Origin of the sequence: Mesorhizobium amorphae CCNWGS0123 (assembly GCF_001686985.1) — a bacterium.
Classification (GTDB): Bacteria; Pseudomonadota; Alphaproteobacteria; order Rhizobiales; family Rhizobiaceae; genus Mesorhizobium; species Mesorhizobium amorphae.
In genome coordinates, this window is record NZ_CP015318.1 from 5,146,983 (window position 1) to 5,168,049 (window position 21,067).

At 63.9% G+C, this 21,067-nt stretch carries 20 protein-coding genes; 2 read left to right on the top strand and 18 right to left on the bottom strand.

Annotation, left to right across the window (positions count from 1 at the left end; translation table 11 throughout):
* Positions 1 to 2: 2 nt before the first annotated feature.
* From A6B35_RS24190 to A6B35_RS24270, 18 genes are all read right to left on the bottom strand, one after another.
* A complete protein-coding gene (locus A6B35_RS24190; protein WP_006206713.1) occupies positions 3 to 1,205 on the bottom strand; it encodes a pyridoxal phosphate-dependent aminotransferase in 1,203 nt (400 codons plus the stop codon).
* A complete protein-coding gene (locus A6B35_RS24195) occupies positions 1,202 to 2,821 on the bottom strand; it encodes a hydantoinase B/oxoprolinase family protein (RefSeq protein ID WP_006206712.1) in 1,620 nt (539 codons plus the stop codon). Before A6B35_RS24195 ends, A6B35_RS24190 begins: the two co-directional genes overlap by 4 nt.
* On the bottom strand, positions 2,818 to 4,914 hold the full coding sequence (locus A6B35_RS24200) for a hydantoinase/oxoprolinase family protein (RefSeq protein ID WP_006206711.1): 2,097 nt from the start codon (positions 4,912 to 4,914) through the stop codon (positions 2,818 to 2,820). The genes A6B35_RS24195 and A6B35_RS24200 overlap by 4 nt, the downstream gene beginning before the upstream one ends.
* Positions 4,911 to 6,581: a thiamine pyrophosphate-binding protein gene (locus A6B35_RS24205; RefSeq protein WP_006206710.1), complete on the bottom strand. Its 1,671-nt coding sequence runs from the start codon at positions 6,579 to 6,581 to the stop codon at positions 4,911 to 4,913. Before A6B35_RS24205 ends, A6B35_RS24200 begins: the two co-directional genes overlap by 4 nt.
* A 143-nt stretch (positions 6,582 to 6,724) precedes the next feature.
* Positions 6,725 to 8,149, bottom strand: coding sequence for an FAD-binding oxidoreductase (locus tag A6B35_RS24210; protein WP_006206709.1), 1,425 nt, complete (start codon positions 8,147 to 8,149; stop codon positions 6,725 to 6,727).
* A 67-nt stretch (positions 8,150 to 8,216) separates the two neighbouring features.
* The gene (locus A6B35_RS24215; RefSeq protein ID WP_006206708.1) at positions 8,217 to 8,972 is read right to left on the bottom strand and encodes an amino acid ABC transporter ATP-binding protein; all 756 of its coding nucleotides are present in this window, start codon (positions 8,970 to 8,972) and stop codon (positions 8,217 to 8,219) included.
* 11 nt (positions 8,973 to 8,983) lie between these two features.
* Positions 8,984 to 9,661: an amino acid ABC transporter permease gene (locus tag A6B35_RS36720; RefSeq protein WP_244897101.1), complete on the bottom strand. Its 678-nt coding sequence runs from the start codon at positions 9,659 to 9,661 to the stop codon at positions 8,984 to 8,986.
* Entirely contained in the window at positions 9,661 to 10,062 is a 402-nt protein-coding gene (locus A6B35_RS36725) for a hypothetical protein (protein ID WP_244897048.1), read from the bottom strand. The genes A6B35_RS36720 and A6B35_RS36725 overlap by 1 nt, the downstream gene beginning before the upstream one ends.
* 3 nt (positions 10,063 to 10,065) lie before the next feature.
* Positions 10,066 to 11,229: an ABC transporter permease subunit gene (locus A6B35_RS24225; RefSeq protein ID WP_006206706.1), complete on the bottom strand. Its 1,164-nt coding sequence runs from the start codon at positions 11,227 to 11,229 to the stop codon at positions 10,066 to 10,068.
* Positions 11,230 to 11,286: 57 nt separating this feature from the next.
* Positions 11,287 to 12,324 carry an amino acid ABC transporter substrate-binding protein gene (locus A6B35_RS24230; RefSeq protein ID WP_006206705.1) on the bottom strand — a complete coding sequence of 346 codons (1,038 nt, stop codon included), beginning with the start codon at positions 12,322 to 12,324 and terminating at the stop codon, positions 11,287 to 11,289.
* A 74-nt stretch (positions 12,325 to 12,398) separates the two neighbouring features.
* On the bottom strand, positions 12,399 to 13,349 hold the full coding sequence (locus A6B35_RS24235; RefSeq protein ID WP_006206704.1) for a LysR substrate-binding domain-containing protein: 951 nt from the start codon (positions 13,347 to 13,349) through the stop codon (positions 12,399 to 12,401).
* A 76-nt stretch (positions 13,350 to 13,425) separates the two neighbouring features.
* Complete coding sequence (locus A6B35_RS24240) at positions 13,426 to 14,175, bottom strand: SDR family NAD(P)-dependent oxidoreductase (protein WP_006206703.1); 750 nt, start codon at positions 14,173 to 14,175, stop codon at positions 13,426 to 13,428.
* Positions 14,176 to 14,186: 11 nt separating this feature from the next.
* On the bottom strand, positions 14,187 to 14,900 hold the full coding sequence (locus tag A6B35_RS24245; RefSeq protein ID WP_040584303.1) for an SDR family oxidoreductase: 714 nt from the start codon (positions 14,898 to 14,900) through the stop codon (positions 14,187 to 14,189).
* A gap of 290 nt (positions 14,901 to 15,190) precedes the next feature.
* A complete protein-coding gene (locus A6B35_RS24250; protein WP_006206701.1) occupies positions 15,191 to 15,979 on the bottom strand; it encodes a FadR/GntR family transcriptional regulator in 789 nt (262 codons plus the stop codon).
* A 76-nt stretch (positions 15,980 to 16,055) separates the two neighbouring features.
* Positions 16,056 to 16,403 carry a RidA family protein gene (locus A6B35_RS24255; protein WP_006206700.1) on the bottom strand — a complete coding sequence of 116 codons (348 nt, stop codon included), beginning with the start codon at positions 16,401 to 16,403 and terminating at the stop codon, positions 16,056 to 16,058.
* A gap of 11 nt (positions 16,404 to 16,414) precedes the next feature.
* Positions 16,415 to 17,221, bottom strand: a complete 807-nt coding sequence (locus tag A6B35_RS24260) for an SDR family NAD(P)-dependent oxidoreductase (RefSeq protein WP_006206699.1) — start codon at positions 17,219 to 17,221, stop codon at positions 16,415 to 16,417.
* Positions 17,214 to 17,954 carry a shikimate dehydrogenase family protein gene (locus A6B35_RS24265; RefSeq protein ID WP_244897050.1) on the bottom strand — a complete coding sequence of 247 codons (741 nt, stop codon included), beginning with the start codon at positions 17,952 to 17,954 and terminating at the stop codon, positions 17,214 to 17,216. The genes A6B35_RS24260 and A6B35_RS24265 overlap by 8 nt, the downstream gene beginning before the upstream one ends.
* A gap of 77 nt (positions 17,955 to 18,031) precedes the next feature.
* Positions 18,032 to 18,922, bottom strand: a complete 891-nt coding sequence (locus tag A6B35_RS24270; RefSeq protein ID WP_006206697.1) for a 2-hydroxy-3-oxopropionate reductase — start codon at positions 18,920 to 18,922, stop codon at positions 18,032 to 18,034.
* Positions 18,923 to 19,028: 106 nt separating this feature from the next.
* On the opposite strand from A6B35_RS24270, the gene A6B35_RS24275 reads away from it, so the two are divergent.
* Entirely contained in the window at positions 19,029 to 19,793 is a 765-nt protein-coding gene (locus A6B35_RS24275) for an HpcH/HpaI aldolase family protein (RefSeq protein WP_006206696.1), read from the top strand.
* Positions 19,794 to 19,807: 14 nt separating this feature from the next.
* Positions 19,808 to 21,025 (top strand): NAD(P)/FAD-dependent oxidoreductase, encoded by a 1,218-nt coding sequence (locus tag A6B35_RS24280; RefSeq protein ID WP_006206695.1) that lies wholly within the window; start codon positions 19,808 to 19,810, stop codon positions 21,023 to 21,025.
* Positions 21,026 to 21,067 lie beyond the last annotated feature (42 nt).

The following is a 21,067-nucleotide window of genomic DNA, read 5'->3' on the forward strand; positions in this document are numbered from 1 at the left end:
ATTTACTCCACTTGCGCGACGGCGGCATTGATCCGCGCGATCGCTTCGGCGAGCACCCCCTCGCTCGTGGCGGTGGAGATGCGGAAATAGGGTGAAAGTCCGTAGGCGGCGCCCGGCACCGAAGCCACGCGGCCCTCATTCAAGAGATAGCTCGCAACCGCGGTGTCGTCTTCAAGCACGATACCCTTGGGCGTTTTGCGGCCGATCAGGCTGGCGCAGCCGATATAGGCATAGAAGGCACCTTCCGGCGGCGGCAGCGTCAGGCCGTTGATGCGCCTGATGCCATCGACGACCAGGTTCCTGCGCGCCTCGAAGGCCTGGCGGAACCGGACCACCTCGTCCTGCGGGCCGTTCAGCGCGGCGACCGTCGCCGCCTGGGCGATCGAGCATACCGAGGTGACCGACTGGCTCTGGATGGTCGACATCGCCTTGACCAGTGGCGCCGGCCCGGCGGCGTAGCCGACCCGCCAGCCGGTCATCGCATAGGCCTTGGCGACGCCGTTGACGATCAGGCTTCGGTCCTTCAGCTCCGGACAGGCCTTGCCGAAGGACACGAACTCGCGACCATCGAAGATGATGTGCTCATAGATCTCGTCGGACAGCACCAGCACCTGGCTGTGCCTGGCGAGCACTGCACCAAGCGCCTTCAGTTCCGCCTCGGAATAGACCGCGCCCGACGGGTTGCCCGGCATGTTCAGGAACAGCCATTTGCTCTTCGGCGTGATCGCGCGCTCGAGCAGTTCGGGGGTAAGCTTGAACCCGGTCGCCTCCGGGCATTCGACGACGACCGGCCTGCCGCCCAATAGCTTGACCATCTCGGGATAGGACACGAAATAGGGCGCCGGCAGGATCACCTCGTCGCCGCTTTCCAGCGTCGCCATCAAGGCGTTGAAGATGATCTGCTTGGCGCCGTTGGCGACGACGATGTCGTCGGCCGTGTAGTCCAGCCCGTTCTCGCGCCTGAATTTTGCCGCCACGGCCTCGCGCACTTCCGGCGTGCCGGCCGCCGCGGTGTAGAGGGTCTGGCCGGCCTTGGCGGCCGCATAGGCCGCTTCGGTGATGTGGGCAGGCGTCGGAAAATCCGGTTCGCCAAGGCCAAGGTCGATGACGTCGACGCCCTTGGCCCGCAGCGCCTTGGCGGCCTGGGAGGCGGCCATCGACGCCGACGGCTTGACCACGGAAAGCCGCGAGGAGATGTAGCTCATTTGCCGTCCTCCGTAACATATCCCCTGGATCGATCCTGCGCCCTCGCCTCCGCGCTGCGCTTGGCCGGATCGCCATAGCCGCCGCCGCCCGGGAGTTCCAGGATCAGACGGCGTCCCGCCGGCACATGCTGCCATCCCTTCGGTCGCATCAGCGTGCCGTCGTCCAGCTTGACCACACCGGCCTGGCCATCCTTGCCGCCGTTGCGGCCCTTCGCCGGATGCTTGACGCGGTCGAACATGGCCGAGAAATCGAACTCATGTCCGTCAAGGGCGCCGATTTCGAGAACCTGGCCGAGGCCGCCGCGAAACTCGCCATCGCCGCCCGAACCAGGACGGAGCTCCTTGCGCCAGATGACGATCGGGCCGGTATGCTCCGTCGCCTCGATCGGCATGGTGTGGACGCCGGAGGGGAAGGCTGTTGCCGACAATCCGTCCAGTTCGGGACGGGCGCCCATGCCGCCGGAATTGAACATCAGCACCTCGGCACGACGGCCGGCACCGCCGGCAGCTGGCCGGGCCGAGATATGGATATTCCACAGCGCGGCGGCACCCTCCGCCTGGATCTTGCCGGGCAGCGCCTGGGCCATCGCGCCAAGCACGAGGTCGGGAACCATGTGGCCGATGACATGCCTCAGCGACACCGGCGCCGGCCGGGCCGCGTTCAGGATGTTCGTGGGTGACGACACGGTGAAGAAGGCCAGCGAGGCGGCATTGTTGGGAATGTCGGGCGCCACCACGCATTTCAGCGCGTAGCAGGCATAGGCCTTGGTGTAGATGATGGGCACGTTGATGCCCCAGCGGCTCATCGGCGCGCTGCCGGAGAAGTCGACATTGAGATGGTCGTCATGCACCGAAACGGCCGCCGCCAGCTTGACCGGGTCGTCGTAGCCGTCGGTGACCAGTTCGTTGGACCATGTCCCCTTGGGCAGAGCCTTGATCCGCTCCAGCATGGCGTTATGCGTGCGCGAGAAGATGAACGCGCCGAGACCATCGAGCGATGTCAGGCCGATCTCTCTCATCATGCCGACGAGGCGCCGATGGCCGACCTCGTTGCACGCGGCAAGCGAATAGAAATCGCCGACGACCTGGTTCGGTTCGCGGACGTTGCAGCGCAGGATCTTCACCAGGTCGCGGTTGACCACGCCCTTCTCGGCGAACTTCATGATCGGGATCTGGATGCCTTCCTCGTAGACCGACTTGCCGTCGGCGCCAAAACCTCGCCCGCCGACATCGACGACATGGGCGGTGCAGGCAAAGAAGGCGACGAGCTCGCCATTCAGGAACGAGGGCGAGACCATCGTGATGTCGTGAAGATGGCCGGTGCCTTGCCACGGATCGTTGGTGACGTAGGTGTCGCCTTCGTACATCTCCTCGCGCGGAATCTCGTTCATGAACTGCAGCACTGCCTCGGCCATGGTGTTCACATGCCCGGGCGTGCCGGTCACCGCTTGCGCCAGCATTTCGCCACGCGGGCTGAACACGCCGGCGGACAGGTCGCCCGACTCGCGCACGGATGTGGAGAAGGCCGTGCGCAGCAAGGTCAGCGCCTGCTCCTCGACGACGGAGATCAGCCGGTTCCACATGACCTGCATGCGGATTTCGCCAATGTCGCTCATGCCGCGCTCTCCTTGCGGATCATCAGGATGGCACCGTCGCTCTGCATGACGGCGTCGAATGGTGTGGTGACGACCGTCGATGTCTCGCGCTCCACGATCACGGCCGGCCCCTTCACGCGGTCGCCTGCCGAAAGGCTGGTGCGTTCGACGATCGCCGTCGTCTGCATCGTTCCGCTCGCCGGATCGAAAACCTCCCGCGTCACCGCGACTGGTACGCTGCGCGTGCCCGTGGTGATCTTGTGCTTTGCGGAGGCGGGTCTCTCGTCGCTTGCCTTCACCGACCAGGTGACGACCTCGATCTCCAGCCCGTCGAGACCATCGATGGCGCGGCCGAAAAAGCGCTCGTAGTTCTTGCGGAAGGCATCCGCCAGGGTGATGCCAGCGTCCTCGGCGAAAGGCTTGTCGGGCAGAGCGACAGGGATTTCCCAGCCCTGGCCTGCATAGCGCATGAAGGCGGTGATCTCGCGCACGATCCTGCCGCTGGTGCCTGCGCGCACGAAGCTCTCTGCCGAAGCCTTGAGATCGTCGAGCAGCGCATTCACCTCATCCGCCTTGAATTGCGAAAGCCGGGTCAGTTTGGAGGCGAGCGCCTCATAGCCGAAGGGCGCCTTGAGGAAGCCGATCGCCGAGCCGACGCCGGCACCTTGCGGCACGAGGCATTGGTCGAGACCGAGCTTTTCGCAGAGCCGCGCCGCGTGCAGCGGTGCCGCGCCGCCGAAGGCGATCATGACATTGTCCGAGATGTTCTTGCCGTTCTCGACCGCGTGGACGCGGGCGGCATTGGCCATGTTCTCGTCCACCACCTCGCTGATGCCGAAGGCCGCCGACAGCGGGTTGAGCGACAGGCGTGCGCCGACATCGCTCGTGATCGCGCCTTGCGAGGCCGCAGCATCGAGCTTGATGGCGCCGCCCGCGAAACTGTCGGGGTCGAGCTTGCCCAGCACCAGATCGGCGTCGGTAATCGCAGGCCGCGTGCCGCCGCGCCCATAGCATGCCGGCCCCGGTTCGGAACCCGCACTTTCCGGGCCGGTCTGGATGCGTCCCATCGCATCGACCCAGGCAATCGAGCCGCCGCCTGCGCCGATCTCGATCATCTCGATCACCGGGATCGAGATCGGCATGCCGGAGCCCTTGCAGAACCGGTAGGTGCGCGCGACCTCGAAGGTCCTGGCCGTCTGCGGCGCGTAATCCTCGATCAGGCAGATCTTCGCGGTCGTTCCGCCCATGTCGTAGGAGACGACGGTGTCCAGATCGAAACGCCGGGCAATATCGGCGGCGAAGATGGCACCACCGGCCGGACCGGATTCGACCAGCCGCACCGGAAATTCGGACGCCGTTTCGACCGAGATCAGCCCGCCGCCCGAATGGATCATGAAGACCGGGCAGTCCGCGCCCATATCCTTCAGCCGCGTCTGTAGCCGGGCGAGATAGCTCGCCATCTGCGGGCGCACATAGGCATTGGCGCAGACCGTGTTGAAACGCTCGAATTCCCGCATCTGCGGCGAGACTTCGGCGCTGACGGAAATCGGCATATCCAGCTTTCGCGCCAGGATTTCGCGAGCCCGCTGTTCGTGCGCCGGATTCATGTAGGAATGGATGAAACCGATGGCGACCGCGCCGAAGCCGCCCGCGGCGATCTGGTCGGCGATCTCTTCCAGGGCGGCCTCGTCCAGCGGCTGCAATTCCTGGCCTTCGGCGCCAATGCGGCCCTTGACGGTAAAGCGATGCTCGCGCGGGATCAGCGGCGTCGGCAGTTTCAAATTGAGGTCGTACTGCTCGAAGCGGTTCTCGGTCCGCATCTCGATTACATCGCGAAAACCTTCGGTCGTCACCAACGCCGTCTTGGCCCCGCGTCGCTCGATGAGCGCGTTCGTCGCCAAGGTCGTGCCGTGAATGACGATGCCGATGTCGGCGGTCGAGATCTTTGCATCGCGCACCACGATTGCGATGCCATCGAGGATCGCCTGCTCGGGTGCCGAATAGGTGGTGAGCACCTTGGTCGAAAAGATCGTTCCGCGCACATCGAGCGCGATGTCCGTGAAGGTCCCGCCGATGTCGGCTCCGAGACGGATGTCATCTGTCCTGGTGGTCATGCCTTGGCCTTCTGCGAAGCAAGTGCCGCCTCGCGCATCTGGGAAAGGGTCTGGCGCGGGGTCAGCGCCTCGGGGGAAATCGCGAGTTCCAGAACCGCACCGGTCGGCGATGCCAGCGCCCGCCCGAACGCGTCGGCGAAGTCCGCCGTGGATTCGACGCGTTCGGCATGGAAGCGGTAGGATCTGGCAAGGCCGACGAAATCCGGGTTCTCGATGTTCGTTCCCGAAACGCGCGCCGGATAGTGCCGCTCCTGATGCGCGCGGATCGTGCCGTAGATGCCATTGTTCAGGATGAGCACGATGGGCTGCGCTCCAGCCTGCATCGCCGTGCCGAGTTCCTGGCAGTTCATTTGGAAATCGCCGTCGCCGGCAAAGCAGACGACAGTACGATCGGGAAACGCCACCTTGGCGGCAATCGCAGCCGGCAGCCCATAACCCATCGCGCCGGACTGCGGCGCGAGCAGCCGCGCCTTGGGGCCGAACTTGAAGAACTTGTTCGGCCAGACCGTGAAATTGCCGGCGCCGTTGGTCAGGATCACGTCGTCGGGCAGGTTGTCGCGCAGCCATGCGCTGACCTCGACCATGTCGACCGGACCAGGCTGGGCCGGCGCCTTGAACGCGCCTTCGTAGCTTGCCCTGGCCTTGGCGCGCCATTCGGCCCACCCGCCCTCGACCGGGGTCAGCGCTCTGGCGAAAGCATTGGGGCCGGCATGGACGCCGATCGAGGGAATGTAAACCTTGCCGATCTCGCGGTCCGATCCGTGGACATGGATCAGTTTCTGGCTTGGCTCGGGCACCGACAGCAAGGTGTAGCCATCCGTCGTCATTTCTCCGAAACGCACATTGATGGCCAGGACCACATCGGCTTCGCGGATCAGCGCCTTGACATGCGGCACCATGCCCACGCCGGCCTCGCCGACGAAAACCGGCGAACCATTGTCGAACTGATCCTGGAACCGGAAGGCTGCCACCACCGGAATGTCGGAGGCTTCGGCGAAGCTCTGCAGCGCAGTGCGTCCTTCGGCCGTCCAGTTGGTGCCACCGATCAGGATCACCGGCCGGCGCGCCGCGGCAAGCTTTTCTTGGGTTGCGGCAACCGCCTCCACTCCAGCAGCGGGTTCGAACATGGCAGCCGGTCCGCTAAGCGGTGCGGCGTCCGTCATCGTGATCAGCATGTCCTCCGGCAATGCCACGACGACCGGTCCTGGCCGCCCGGTCAGCGCCGTGGTCCATGCCCGCGCCACGATCTCGGGAAGACGCGAAACCTCGTCGATCTCGACCGCCCATTTCGCCAGCGTGCCGAACACCGCGCGATAGTCGACCTCCTGGAATGCCTCGCGGCCCTTCATGTCGGTGCCCACCTGCCCGACGAACAGCAGCATCGGCGAACTGTCCTGCATGGCGGTATGCACGCCGATGCCGGCATTGGTGGCGCCGGGGCCCCGCGTCACGAAGCATATGCCCGGAGAGCCGGTCAGCTTGCCATAGGCGGAAGCCATGAACGCAGCACCGCCTTCGTTGCGGCAGAGCACGTAATCCAGTCTGCCTTCGGTGTCGTGCAAAGCGTCAAGAACAGCCAGGTAGCTTTCTCCGGGCACGCCGAAACTCTTGGTCGCGCCCAGCGCCATCAGGCACTCGACAAGAAGCTGGCCGCCATTGCGCATCATGCATCAACTTTCTCAATGGCCGGCGGGTGGGGCCGGTGGATGGGCGTGAAAGACAACGAGGCGAGTGGAGGAAATCTCGAACAAGCATCCCGCCGTTTTGAACCTGCACGTTGACGAGACGCGGCGAAATCAAGAAATCTCGTCTATTGGAAAGTTTTTCTTTGCCTGACGGAAGAGATCATAACGCCCGGATTCATCACGCCTGACGGATCCAGGGCATCTTTGATGACCGCCATCAAGTTTCGCTCCTCCGGACTTCTGTTGGTGTCGGCCAGCACGATCTTCGAGCGGCCGAGGCCATGCTCGGCGGCAAAGCTGCCGCCCATTCCCGTGGCCAGCGAGGCCAGCGCCTGGCCGAGCTCCAAGGCCTTGTCGGCAAAGTCGCTTTGCCCTTTGGGAGGGCTCAGATTGTAGTGGATATTGCCGTCACCAAGATGGCCGAAAGGATTGATGCGCACGCCCGGCAGGATCTTGCTGCACGCCGCTTCCCCAGCCTCTATGAATTCGGCGATCTTGCCTGGCGGCACCGAAATGTCGTGCTTGAGCTGCTGTCCCTCCAGCCGCTGGCCTTCGGGTTGCTCCTCGCGCAGATGCCAGAAGTGCGCCCTCTGGGCATCCGACATTGCAAGCGCACCGTCGATCACAAGCTCCCGCTCCATGCCCCACTCCAGTGCCGCGTTCAGGATGTCATCCAGCGGAACCCGGGCCGAGCTCGACGCAAGTTCGGCCAGAAGGTGAACCCCGCCCCTGGTTTCCAGCGGAAAGGAAAGGTCCGCCATATGTTTCAGAACCAGCTTGAGGCCGAAATCGGAAAAGAACTCAAGGCCGGAAAGGAATTCGCCCGCTTCGCCCCTCAGATACGTGCCGAAAGAGACCGCCGCGCCGCAATCGGCGAAGGTGAGCAGTGCCGTCGTCCGCTGCTTGGGCGCCGGAAAAAGCTTCAGCACCGCGCGAGTCACAATGCCCAGCGTGCCTTCCGAGCCGCAGAACAGCTTGCGCAACTGGTAGCCGGCATTGTCCTTCTGCACGGAGCGCAGCCCGTTCCACACCGTGCCGTCGGCGAGAACGACTTCGAGGCCGAGGACGAGGTCCTGCATCATCCCGTAGCGCAAGGCGTGGCTGCCGCCGGCATTGGTGCCGATCAACCCGCCGATCCGGGCGCTGCCCTCGGCACCGAGATGCATCGGAAAGATCAGACCATGCGGCTCCAGGGCCTCGTGCAGTGTGGCTAGGACCACGCCGGCTTCGACAACGATCGAACCGCTCGCGAGATCCGGCTTCTCCATCGCCGCCATGCGGGAGAGCGACAGGATCACCGCGCCGGTTTCGTGCGCGACGGCACCACCGCACAGGCCGGTGTTGCCGCCCTGGGGCACCACCGCCACGCCCGCCTCACGGCAGATTTCGACGACCCGCGCCACCTCCTGCGTATTTGCCGGACGGGCGACGCCGAGAGGAACCGCTCCGTAGCGCCGAAGCCAATCCCATCGGTAGGGCTCGACGTCGCCGCCCGAAAGCCAGCCTTTCACACCAAGAACATTCGACAAGGCAGAGACGGGATCGATCATGGGACTATCTATACGAGTGCGGGAGGCTCACATGCGCCGCATCGCATCCATGCGGCAAGAAACCTGATCAATGCCCCAGAACCTGGGACAGGAACAGTTGCGTTCGTTCGCTTTTGGCCGATGTGAAGAAGATTTCCGGCGGCGCCTCTTCGACAATCTCGCCCGCGTCCATGAAGATCACCCGGTCGGCAACCCGCCGCGCAAAGCTCATCTCGTGCGTGACGCAGATCATCGTCATGCCTTCGGAGGCCAGCGTGACCATCACATCCAGCACTTCCGAAATCATTTCCGGATCCAGAGCGGAGGTCGGCTCGTCGAAAAGCATGATCTGCGGCTGCATGCACAGCGAGCGGGCGATGGCCACCCGCTGCTGCTGGCCGCCTGAAAGCTGACCGGGATATTTCGAGGCCTGTTCGGGGATGCGGACCTTTTCCAGATAGCGCCGCGCCATCGCTTCCGCCTCGACGCGGGGCATCTTACGCACCAGCATCGGCGCGAGCACGCAATTCTGCAGCACTGTCATATGCGGAAACAGGTTGAAATGCTGGAACACCATGCCGACTTCGCGCCGGATCTCATCGATGTTTCCGACATCATCGTTCAGTTCCGTGCCAAGCACCACGATGCTGCCGGCATTGTGTTCCTCCAGCCGGTTGATGCAGCGGATCATCGTGGATTTGCCTGAGCCGGAGGGGCCGCACACGACGATCTTCTCCCCGCGAGCGACGGTCAGGTTGATGTCACGCAGCGCATGAAAGGTGCCGTAATATTTACTCATGCCTTCGACCTGGACGGCTATTTCCTGCGTGGTTGGAACGGTCATCACGAAATTCCTTATCGCTCGCCGACCGACATGCGCCGTTCGAGGAAGGCGCCGTAGCGGGACAGGCTGAAGACGAAGACGAAGTAGATCATGGCGATAAAGGCGTAGACCTCGACATAGGCGAACCGCCATTCGCCGGTTCCGTAGGCGGCATTGCCGGAAGCCAGGATCTCGAAGAAACCGACGATGACCACCAGGGACGTCTCCTTGAACGAGATCACGAACTGGTTGATCGTGGCCGGCAGCGCGTTGCGCATTGCCTGCGGCAGGAGGATGCGGCTGATGCGGTGCCAATAGCTGAGGCCGAGCGCCATCGCGGCCTCCTCCTGTCCTCTCGGAACGCCCTGCATGCCGCCCCTCACGATCTCGGCCTGATAGGCGGAGAAGAACAGCGCCGAGCCGAGGATCACCCGGTACAGCTTGTCCCCCTGGAGCCACTGCGGCAGCGCGAAAGGCAGGACGATCGCGAAGGTGAACAGGATCGAGATCAGCGGAAGCGATCGGACGCCATCGATGATGAGGCCCGTCGTGCGCGATATCCAGGGCAGTTCGGAGCGGCGCAGCAGGGCAAGACAAATTGCCAGCGGAAAGCCGATCAGGCAGGTCGTCACGAAGATGAAGAGCGTCAGCGCAAGCCCGCCCCACATTTCCTCGCCGACAAAGCTCAGGCCGAGGAACCCGCCTTTCATCAGCACATAGAAGACCGCCGCTCCGACCCCCAAACGAGCGCGATGCGACGTCCCGTCCAGAAGGCGGGAATGCAGCTCAGCACCGTCATGGCCACGACCGTGACGCAGGCCAGCGCGGAGCGCCATTGCTCCTCATAGGGGTACAGACCGAAAAAGATGATGCGCCACCGGGCTGCGATGACCGACCAGCAGGCGCCGGATGCCGCATGGCAGGCGTCCGCCCCTCCGCTGGCATCGAACACCGCGGAGAAGACAGCCCAGTTCAAGAGCTTCCAGACCAGAAAGACAATCACCGAGAGGGAAAGCAGTGAAATCACGGCCTGAAGAGGCGTCGCGAAGAAGCGTCTCTTCAGATCGTCAAGTTTCCCTGACGCAGGCGGAGCGACAACGACCATTTCCATCTCTCATCCCCTCAGTTGATTGCCCTTGAGGGCGATCGCTTTGTTGATGCGGTTGAACAGTGCCGCCAGGCTCAGATTGATGATCAGGAAGCCGGCCATCAATATGCCGATCGCTTCGAGCGTCTGGCCCGAATGGTTGATCGTCAGCGCGGTGATCATGAAGAAGTCGGTGAAGCCGACTGCTATGCCCATCGTGGTGGCCTTCATCAGCCAGACATACTGGTTGGCCAGGATCGGCAGCATGGCGCGCAGCGCAAGCGGCAGCCGGACAAGCGTGAAAACCTGCCAGGGTGTGAGCCCCAGCGAACTGGCGGCCTCCACCTGGCCTTTGCCGACGGCCTTGAAGCCGCCGCGCACGATCTCACCGATATAGGAACCGCCATAGATAGCGATGGCCACGACGAGTGCGGAAAACTCCGGCGGGATGCGCAGGCCGCCGCGCAGGTTCAGGCCTTGCAGCGATGGCAGATCCAGCAACGGCGTGTCGGGCAGGCGGCCGGCAAACAGAAACAGCACCGCGCATGCGAGCGCCGCTGCAGCGGCCGCAAGCTGCACCGTGGTTCGTTGACCCAGCGGGCGGCTGAGCAGCGATGTCCGGCCCAGCCAGATCGGCAGGACGATGGCCGCGACCACGGCCAACGAAGCCGCCAGCATTGCCAGCCCGCCGACGTTCGGGACGGGCAGGTAGAGCCCACGGCTCGTGAGCAACATACCCCAGCCCTCATGCGCGTTGCGCGGCGTCGGCAGGTGCGTGATCAGCGCATACCAGAAAAACACCTGCAGGATCAGAGGGATGTTTCGAAAGACATCCACGTAGGTGCGGCCGAGCAGCTTCGCCAGATCATTCGCGGACGTCTGTGCAAGCCCTACGATCATTCCGACCAGCGTCGCCAGCGCCAGGCCGAAGCTGCCAAGAAACAGCGTGTTGACGATGCCAATGAGGAAATACCACCAATAGGGATCATTGGCCGATGCCGGCAAAAGCGAGAAGCCCAGGTCCCAGCCGGTCGATTTGAACAGGAAGTCGAACCCGGAGGTGATGCCCTGGGCGGCGAGATTCTGCCGAGCGATCAGGACGCCGGCGATAACCAGCGCGCCGAGCGCGCCGACATAGAGCGCCTGCAGCAATGCGTTGCGAACCTTCTGATTTCTCAGCAGCTTAAACATCGACCGACCTTTCCTGGGAGGGAGGGCCGGCTCCGCGGTGGCGGAGCCGGCTATGCGTCAGTCGACCACCAGCGGGAACAGAACGCCGCCATTGTTCCACAGATTGGTCAGGTCACGATCCATTTTGTAGGGCGAGTCCTTGCCGAGATCGCGATCGAATATCTCGGCGTAGTTTCCGACCTTCTTGATGACGTTGTAGGCCCAATCGTCGGGCAGCCCGAGACCCTTGCCCATGCCTGGTGCGGCGCCGAGGAACTTGGCGACCGCCGGCGATGTCGGCTTGGCCTTGATCTCGTCGACATTCTTGGAGGTGATGCCTTCCTGCTCCGCGAACAGCAGGGCACTGAGCGTCCAGTTGGCGACGTCGACCCAATTGTCGTCACCCTGCCGCAGGATCATGACCTCCGGCTCGACCGCGATCACGTCAGGCAGGATCACATGGTCTTCGACCTTGCCCTTGGCCACGCGTGCGATGGCCAGCACCGGCCCCCACTGCGCATAGAGGTCGCAACGGCCGGAGAAGTAGGCCTGTTCGAGTTCTTCCGTCTTTTCGATGACGACCGGCTCGAGCTTGATTCCGATCTTCTGGCTGTAGGCGGCGACCTGCTGTTCGATGGTCGTGCCCGCCGGGATACAGATCGTGCCGCCCTCTGCGTCCTTGAGCGACTTCAAGTTGAGCTCCTTGTGCGCCATCACCTTGGTCGTGCCGAGGTAGTACGACATCGAGAACTGGAGCCCCAGTTCCGTGTCGCGGCTCAGCGTGCCGCCGGAAGCCTTGATGACGATGTCGACGTCGCCCGACTGAAGCGACGGCCAGCGTTGCGCCCAGCTGATCGGCACGATCTTCAGCTTCGCCGGATCACCGAAGACGGCGGTGGCCACGGCCCGGCAAAGGTCGACGTCCATGCCCTTCCAATTGCCCTTGTCGTCCACTTCGGCAAAACCGAGATACGAGCCGTCATGGCCGGTGCAATTGAGCACACCCCGCGCCTTGACGGTTTCGAGTGTCTTGCCGCTCGCCGCCCGAGCCGGCGCTGAAATCTGGGCAAGGCTGAGCGCAAGGGCGGCAGCCGCCCCCCATTTGAGAAACTGCATAGTCATTCTCCGCTGTTGAGGTTGTTGGATTTTTTATGTTGTTGGGGCTGTCGAGCCCGGGTTGAAAGCCGCCTTCAATCGAGAAGGGGTGTCGGCTTCGGCAGGGCAGAGATCTTCAGATCGCTGCCCCAATCTTGTTGCGTCAGCCATCGGTGCAGGGCAGCGACAGCTTTCACGCGCAGGTGCCCTCTGGGCACGACCAGGTAGAAGCCCGGTATTTCCTCCTCCTTCATGTCGACGAGCACGTCGCGCCCAAGCGGCGCGACGAGCGCGCCCGATCGCAAATCTTCTTCGGCATCGATGACCGACACGAGCCCGATGCCGATGCCCTGCAGCGTCGCGCGCCGCATCGTTGCGGCGTCGTCGAAGCCGATGCTGCGGTCGCCGTCCACCAGCTCGACGCCGAGATGCCGCAATATGTCAGGCCACAGACGCTTCGACTTCACCGTGTCCAGCAGCGGGAAGCGGGTCAGGTCCTTCGCCGATCCGATCTGCCCGCCGATCGCCGGCGTGCAGCAGATGATCTTCGGGTCCGGCACAAGCAGCGTCGTGTCGTAGTCCGACCAGCCGCCATACCCCCACTGCACCGTCATATCGACATCGTCGCGTCCGAAGTCGGGCAGATCGACCATCGTCGTCAGCCGAAGGTCGGCGCCCGGCAGTATCTCGCGGAACAGCGACAGCCGCGGCAGCAGGTAGTGGGTGGCGAAATACGGGCTCGCATTGAGATTGATGCGATCCCGGTAGGTGGATTTGGTGACCCGGCGCACCCCTTCGGCAAACTCGTCGAAGCCGGCCTTGACGAAGTGTGACAAAAGGATCGCCGACTCGGTCAACTCGATCGAGCGCCCCTTGCGCTCGAACAGGGTCACCTGCAGCGTGTCTTCCAGCAGCTTGATCTGCTGCCCGACAGCCTGAGGCGTCACCAGCAATTCGTCGGCGGCCTGTCGAAAGCTCTTGTGCCGCGCGACCGCGTGAAAAACCCGCAGGGCATTCAGCGGCGGAAGGCGCGGCTTGCCAGTCATCGTTCGTTCAGCTCCTTCCGGTTTTCGAACTCCATCATGCACGGCACGTCACGGTCACTGCGGCCAGCGCACTGACTCAAGCGTAGATGTAACCACCTGAAACGATTATGTTTTCACCAGTCATGTAGGTGTTCTTGGGGCCGCCGGCCATCAGCACCCATTCGGCGATTTCCGTCGGCTGCGCTCCGCGGCCCAGCGGGCTTGCCTTGGCCAGTTCCTCCAGGAAGCCGAGAGCCGCCGCACGCTCGGTCGCCATGCCGGCGGGAGCCACGGAATTGACGAGGATGCCGTCCTTGGCGACGTAATGCGCAAAGGAGCGGGTGAGGCTGACCACCGCCGCCTTGGTTGCCGCATAGTGGGCGTTCTGCGGATGCGCCTTGAAGGCGTCCACCGACGTCAGGTTGACGATACGACCGCGAATCTCGGCCTTGGGTTCGTGCGACTGCATATGCCGGACGGCCGCGACCATCATGTGGTAGGTGCCCTTGACGTTGATGCCGTTGGAGGCGTCCCATTCGGCGTCAGTGATTTCGAGCAGCGGGCGGCGGGGATAGATCGCGGCAGAATTGATCACCGTGTCGATGCGCCCCAGCTTCGCAGCGATTGCATCGAAGGCGGCGTGGCACTGCGGCCCTATTTGGATGTCGCATTTGGCAAAGGCCGTCGGAAGACCTTTCGCACGCGCCGGTTCAAGTGCTGCTTCAGCCGCTTCCGGGTTGATGTCGATGATGCCGACTGCCGAAGCGCCATTGTCGACCGCCATGCGGACAAGAAGCGCGCCGAGGCCGGAACCGCCACCAACGATGAGTATGGAAAGACCCTGCATGTCGTGAATCCTTACTTGCTGCCGCTCGGGGTGGTCAGGCGGGTAGGCATGATGTCGAAACGGGTAACGTCGGCCCATGCCGGCAAACCGAGCAGGGCCACGACCATCCGGGCCACGTCCTCGGGCTGGACCGCGACATTGCCGGCATACATGGCGGCACGGGCCTTGGCGTCGAGGATGTCCTTGTAGAGCTGCGTCTCGACCCTGCCCGGCACGATCTCCGTCACGCGGATGCCGTGGCTGGAGAGATCGGCCCGCAGCGCCGCGGCAAAACCCGCGATCGCCGCCTTGGTCGCGGAATAGACGGCTACATTCGGAAAGGCGGCATGGCCGGCGGAGGAGCCGGTGAACACGATGTGCCCCGCCCCGCGATCGCGCATCTGCGGCACGACAAGCCGGGTGAGCAAAATGGCCGCGCTGAGGTTGACCTCCAGCGTGGCGTCGATGTCCGATATTTTCATGTCGGCGAAATTGCCGAGCGGCGGCATTATGCCGGCATTGTTGATCAGCACGTCTATGTGCAGATCGCTCACCACAGCCTCGAGCGCCTCCCGGTCGGTGACGTCGACGGCGATGGGCGTGATCCTGGGTCGCGTGGCCCGCAATTCCTCCAGCGCGCTCTTGCTGCGGCCGACGGCATAGACATCGTAGCCGGCCTCGCTGAGCGCCAACGCCATCGCTCGCCCGATGCCGCTCGTCGCTCCTGTGATGAAGGCTGTCGTCACGTGGGCTTCCCCGTTGTCTGGAGGTCAGTGTGTGGCTTTAGCCGGCACAGTGAAACCAAGAAAACCAGGAAAAAGGAAAGATAAGCTTTCTCATCGACCAATGGCACGACATTGCCGCACTGCGGTCGGCAAATGCTGCATCCTCACAAAAGTCAGGCATCTCGCAGGCACTGTCCGACCTTTCCTTCGCGAAATCACCCGTGGCCAACCGTCTTGAGCGAAAAACCTGGCTTTGCCTTTGGTCGAGAAACGGTTTGCCGGCACGTATTGGCGGAACCGTTTCCGGGTGATCAACCTGTCGGGGCAGCCGATCCTTTCAGATCCGAGAAAAGCGAGGCGGCGGCGGCCTTCTGAGCCGCATCCGTCGTTTCGACGCCGGATGCCAGCGCAAGAGCACGGACACGCTCGAGACTGTTTTGAAGGTGCTTGCGCATGGCGTCCCGCGCGGCGCGGCCATCCTGCTTCTCGATGGCTTCGACGATCTTTCGATGCTCGCTGTGGATGCGCGCGTAGTAGGCGTCCTTGAGTTCGGGCACCACCACGTGACCAAGCTGGAAGCGCGGCACGATGACGGGGCGCAAATATTCCAGGAAGCCGTGGATGAACTCGTTGCGCGCCGATTTGGCGATGGCCAGGTGAAAATCGTAATCGTAGTGGACCGGCACCGCGCCGGGATCCTCGTTGCGGGCGTCAACCTGCTCCATCAGCCTGCGAATGGTGCTTGCCTCGGACTCCGTCCGGCGCTCGGCGCAAAGCCCGGCGGCCTCCACTTCGACGCTCAGCCGCAACTCCAGCAGAGACACGGTTTCCGGCAAGGTCTTGAGTGCGTCCTGCGGTATCGAGAAATTGCGCGGCGCGGGCGCCTCGCTGACGAACATGCCGCGCCCCTGCTGCGGGATCACCATGCCTTCGGAGCGCAGCCGCGCCACGGCTTCGCGCACAACCGTGCGGCTGACATCATATTCGGCGCAGAGCTCGGCCTCGGTCGGCAATTGCGCGCCGGGTTGCAGCCTGCCTGAGCGAATCTTTTCCGACAGGCTTTCGGCCACAACAGTGGAAAGTGGCTTGCGCTTGGTCATCGGTCTCCTTCCACCATGCCCGGATGCCAAATGAAAGGTCCGAATGCCGGGATGATGCCCCAACCGGCAACGCCTTTCAAACCGCGGCCGTCACGATCAGTTCGACCAGCATGCCGGGTTTCGCCATCCGGCCTTCGCCGGACGAGCGGGCCGGCGCGTGTTCTTTCGGCACCCAGGCGTCCCAGACCGTGTTGACCTCGTCGAAATCGCGGATGTCGTCCAGCCACATCTGCACGTGCAGGATACGTGTCTTGTCGGTGCCGGCCTTGGCGAGCAGCGCGTCGATCTTGCCGAGCACTTCGCGCATCTGGCTTGCCGCGGACTGGCCGGGCGTGGCGACCTGCCCGGTCAAATAGAGCGTGCCATTGTGGATGACGCCGTGATGGATGCGCGTATCGAATTCAAACCGTTGGATAGCGTTCATTGGCTTTCTCGTCATTCACTGGGAGCGGGGCGGATCGGATTGCCTTGCAGGTACTGTGCGTAGGGCGCCTGGACGAGCCAGCCGGCATCGACCGGCAAGGTCACGCCAGTGATCGACGCAGCGCGCTCCGAGCACAGGAACAGGGCAGCCTCCGCCACGTCGCGCGGATCGACGAAGCGGCGCAGCGCCGTGGTCGCCTTGATGGCCTCGGGATTGCGCTCGCCACTGGCGATCTTGGCTTTCAGCCCGTCCGACAGCGTGTAGCCGGGCGCGACCGCGTTCACCCGCACCCCTTGCGGGCCGAGTTCGGCGGCGAGAATCTGCGTCAGCGCCAGCACCGCGTGCTTGCCCGGCGTATAGGCCGGAAGCGAAAGCGGCGCGAACGACGCAAGCGAGCCGACATTCAGGATGGCGCCCCGTCCCGCGGCCGCCATCAGCCTGCCGAACACCTGGCAACCGAGCAATGTGCCGCGATAGTTCACGCGCCACATCTTCTCGTCCTCATCCAGGCCCTGATCGAGGACGCGCTTGCCGCTCTGCAGCATGCCGGCGCAATTGACGACCACATGCGGCACGCCGAACGCGTCTTCGACCGATCGTGCCAGCGCCTCGACCGACGCGGCATTGCCGACATCCGTCTCGAAAAAGCGGGCGGCGGGCGCGCCGGCGACTTCGCAAGCGGCCGCGACGGCATTGCCGCGCGCGGCATCGCGCCCTGGGACCGCCACGCGAAAGCCCTCCTCGGCAAAGCGCAAGGCAATCGCCTGGCCGATACCCGAGGTGCCGCCGATCACGACGGCTGTTTGCGTCTCAGCCATTACTGCGGTCCTTGCGCTCGATGTCGAAGAATTCCGACATGCCGCGGACCTGGAAATCCATCATCGGACGCCCCAGCTGGACACGGCAACCTCTTTCGCGCCCAGCGCGCAGCAAGGCCGTCTCGGCCGGTTCCATGATGATGTCCACGACCGTCATCTCCGGCGTCAGCTTGCTTACATCCAGCGGCAGTGGATCGCCGGCGTGCATTCCGACCGGCGTCGCGTTGATCGCCATATCCATGCCCGAGGGATCGGCATCACCGACCTGGATGCGGCAGTTCGGAAACGCCTTGGCAACCAGCCCAGCCAGCTTCCCGGCCCGGTCGGCATCGATGTCCGCCAGGCGCATCTCCTCGGCACCGGCTTCGGCAAGGCAATAGGCCAGCGACGCACCCGCGCCCCCTGCCCCTACCTGCAGGACGCGCCGGCCGGCGATCTGATGGCCGCCGGCCTTCAATCCGTCGATAAAACCGACGCCGTCGAAATTGTCGGCATACCAGGTTCCGTCGGCCTGGCGGCGCACCGAATTGGCGCTCTGCACGCGCGCTGCCCGATCATGCGCGGCGGCGCACTTGTGATAGACCGCCGTCTTGTAGGGCACCGAAATGATGACGCCGCGAATGTTCTCGGCAGCGGTGATGCCTGCCCAGAATGTCTCGAAATCCTCGGGACGGCAGCTCAACGGCACCATCAGGCTGTCGAGTCCCTTCTGTTCGAAGATCTCGTTGAACATTCCGGGACTCTTCGCATGACCCACAGGATGGGCCAGCATCACGAAGACATCCGCCTTGCCGGTTCCGCGCATCGTATTCATACCCTTTCGTTTGACAATTCGTGGCCGCCCAGCGCTTCCAGCGCCCGCACCAGGGAGGAATGGTCCGCATCCGCGCCGCCCTCTCGTGCCGAACAGGCGTTCATCAGTTCCTGCGCCGTGGCCGTGTTCGGCAGCGCGACGCCGAGGGCGCGTGCGCTTTCCAGAGCCAGACCCAGATCCTTCTGGTGCAGACGAATGCGAAAGCCGGGCGCGAAGCTGCGCGAGATCATCCGCTCGCCATGCACTTCGAGCACGCGCGAGGACGCGAACCCGCCCATCAGCGCTGTCCGCACCTTGGCCGGATCGCAGCCGGCCTTGCTGGCGAAGACCAGCGCTTCGGCCACCGCTTCGATGTTGAGGGCGACGATGATCTGGTTGGCGATCTTGCAGGTCTGTCCGGCGCCGTTGCGCTCGCCGATCAGGGTGATGTTCTTGCCCAGCGTCTCGAAGATCGGCAGCGCCCGTTCGAATTCGATCCTAGGGCCGCCCACCATGATGGTGAGGCTTGCCGCCTTGGCGCCGACCTCGCCCCCGGAAACCGGAGCGTCGAGATAGCCAGCGCCGGCCCCACGAAGCTTCGCCGCGAAGCGCTCGGTGGCGATCGGGCTGATCGAACTCATGTCGATGACCAAAGTGCCTGCGGATATCCCTTCGGCGACGCCATCCTTGCCAAACAGCACGCGTTCGACATCAGGCGTATCGCGCAGCATGGTGATGATGACCTCGGATCGGCGCGCCACGTCCGCCGCCGATCCGACCACGGCGGCCTCGAGATCCGCCGGCAATGGCGACCGGTTGAGAACGGTGGCGATCTCGTGCCCCGCGGCAGCCAGATGGCGCGCCATCGGGGCACCCATCACGCCCAGCCCGATAAAGCCGATCCTCATGCACCACCTTTTTGTGACACGGCCTGCAAGACCAGTTGCGGCCCAATTCAGGTATGATATATGACATCATACAAATTTCAATCGATGTTTTGCTGGAGTTTTCAAAATGCAGGAGCGCCCAAATCCCTTGAAGGCGGCCGTGACTGACGGACGGCTGCATATCGGCATCTGGTGTTCGCTGGCGTCCGCCCTGACAACGGAGGTGGTCGCGGGCTCAGGCGCGGGCTGGCTGCTGATCGATGGCGAGCACAGCCCCAACGATCTGCGCAGCGTGATGGCACAGCTCCAGGTGCTTGGCGGCTTTGCCTGCGAAGGCGTCGTGCGCCTGCCGTCGGACGACCCAAACCTGATCAAGCAGGCAATGGATATCGGCGCCCGCAGCCTGATGATCCCCAATGTCCGCTCGGCGGACCAGGCGCGCACGATCGTCGCCGCGATGAGCTACGCGCCGCTCGGCTTCCGCGGCTTCTCCGTCGGCCATCGCGCCAATGCCTTCGGCCGCATCGCAGGCTATCATGCCAATGCCCGCAAGCAGCAGTTGTTGGCCGTGCAGATCGAATGCGACACCGGCGTTGCCAACGCGGCTGAGATAGCAGCGGTGGACGGCGTCGACGTCCTCTTCGTCGGCCCCGGCGACCTGTCGACCAATATGGGCGCCATGGGAAATCCCGGCGCCGAGCACGTGCAGCAGGCGATTTCGTCTGTGCGGCAGGCGGCCGCCAAGGCCGGCAAGGCAAGCGGCATCCTGGCGCCCGCCAAGGCCGATGCCGACCGTTATATTGCGGACGGCTTCACCATGGTCGCGGTCGGTTCGGATCTCGGCCTTCTGGCGCGCGGCTCCGACGCCCTGATCGCTTCCTTCAATCACTGACAAGGGCCCACGCCATGGCCATTCCGCCCTACAAAACCCCTGCCCGCGCCGGCTACGACATCGTCATCGTCGGCGGCGCGGCGGTCGGATCGTCGATCGCCTATTGGCTGAGCCAGGCGCTCGGCGCCAGCGCATCGATCCTGGTGGTCGAGCGCGACAGCAGCTACGAGTTCTCCTCCACCGCGCTGTCCACCAGCGCGATCCGCCAGCAATACTCGAACCCGATCAACGTCAAGATCAGCCAGTTCGGCGTCGAGATCATCCGTGGCTTTCCCGAGCGGATGGCGCCCTTCTTCAAGGGCGAGCCGGCGCCCGACCTCGGCTTCCGCGAACATGGCTATCTCTATTGCTGCTCACCCGAGGGCGTGGAAGCGGCCCGCGCCCGCGTCGACCTGCAGCGCAGCCTTGGCGCCCACACGGTCTTCCTCGAACCGGGCCCGCTGAAGGAGCGCTTTCCCTGGCTCAATGTCGAGGATCTCGGCGGCGGTTCGTGGGGGTCTCAGGAAGAGGGCTGGTTCGATTCGATGGGCCTGCTCAACGGCTTCCGCCGGGCCGCGCGCGCCTCGGGCGTGGAGTACGTGGACAACGCCGTGACCGGGCTGGACGTCGCGGGCGGAAAAGTCGTCGCGGCGAAGCTGGCGACCGGCCAGACCATCTCGTCCGGAACGCTTGTCGATGCGGCCGGTCCGCGTGCCCAGCAGGTCGCCGCCATGGCAGGGCTGTCGATCCCGGTCGCGCCCTACAAACGGTACAGTTTCGTCTTTTCGAGCGCCACGCCGATCCCCGGCCGGATGCCGAACGTGATCGACCTCTCGGGAACGTTCGTGCGGTCGGAAGGCGAGCTTTTCCTGACCGGCAATACGCCGCTCGACGACGGTCCGGCGGACTACGACGATTTCGAGATGCACCATGAGGAATTCGACGAGCGGATCTGGCCAGCTCTTTGGCATCGCATTCCCGCCTTCGATGCCTTGAGGGTCCAGGCAAGCTGGACCGGCCACTATGAGTACAACATGCTGGACCACAACGGCATCGTCGGCTTCCACCCTGAGGTGACGAACTTCATGTTCGCCAACGGCTTCTCCGGGCATGGATTGCAGCAATCGCCGGCTGTTGGCCGCGCTGTATCCGAACTGATCGTTCACGGCGCCTTCCAGACGCTCGACCTGTCACCCTTCGGCTACGAAAGGATCCCACGCAACGAGCCTTTCCTCGAGGAAGCGGTGATCTGAATTTCCGGATTGCGCGGGCGCGTCAGCGAAAGATCCGTGTAC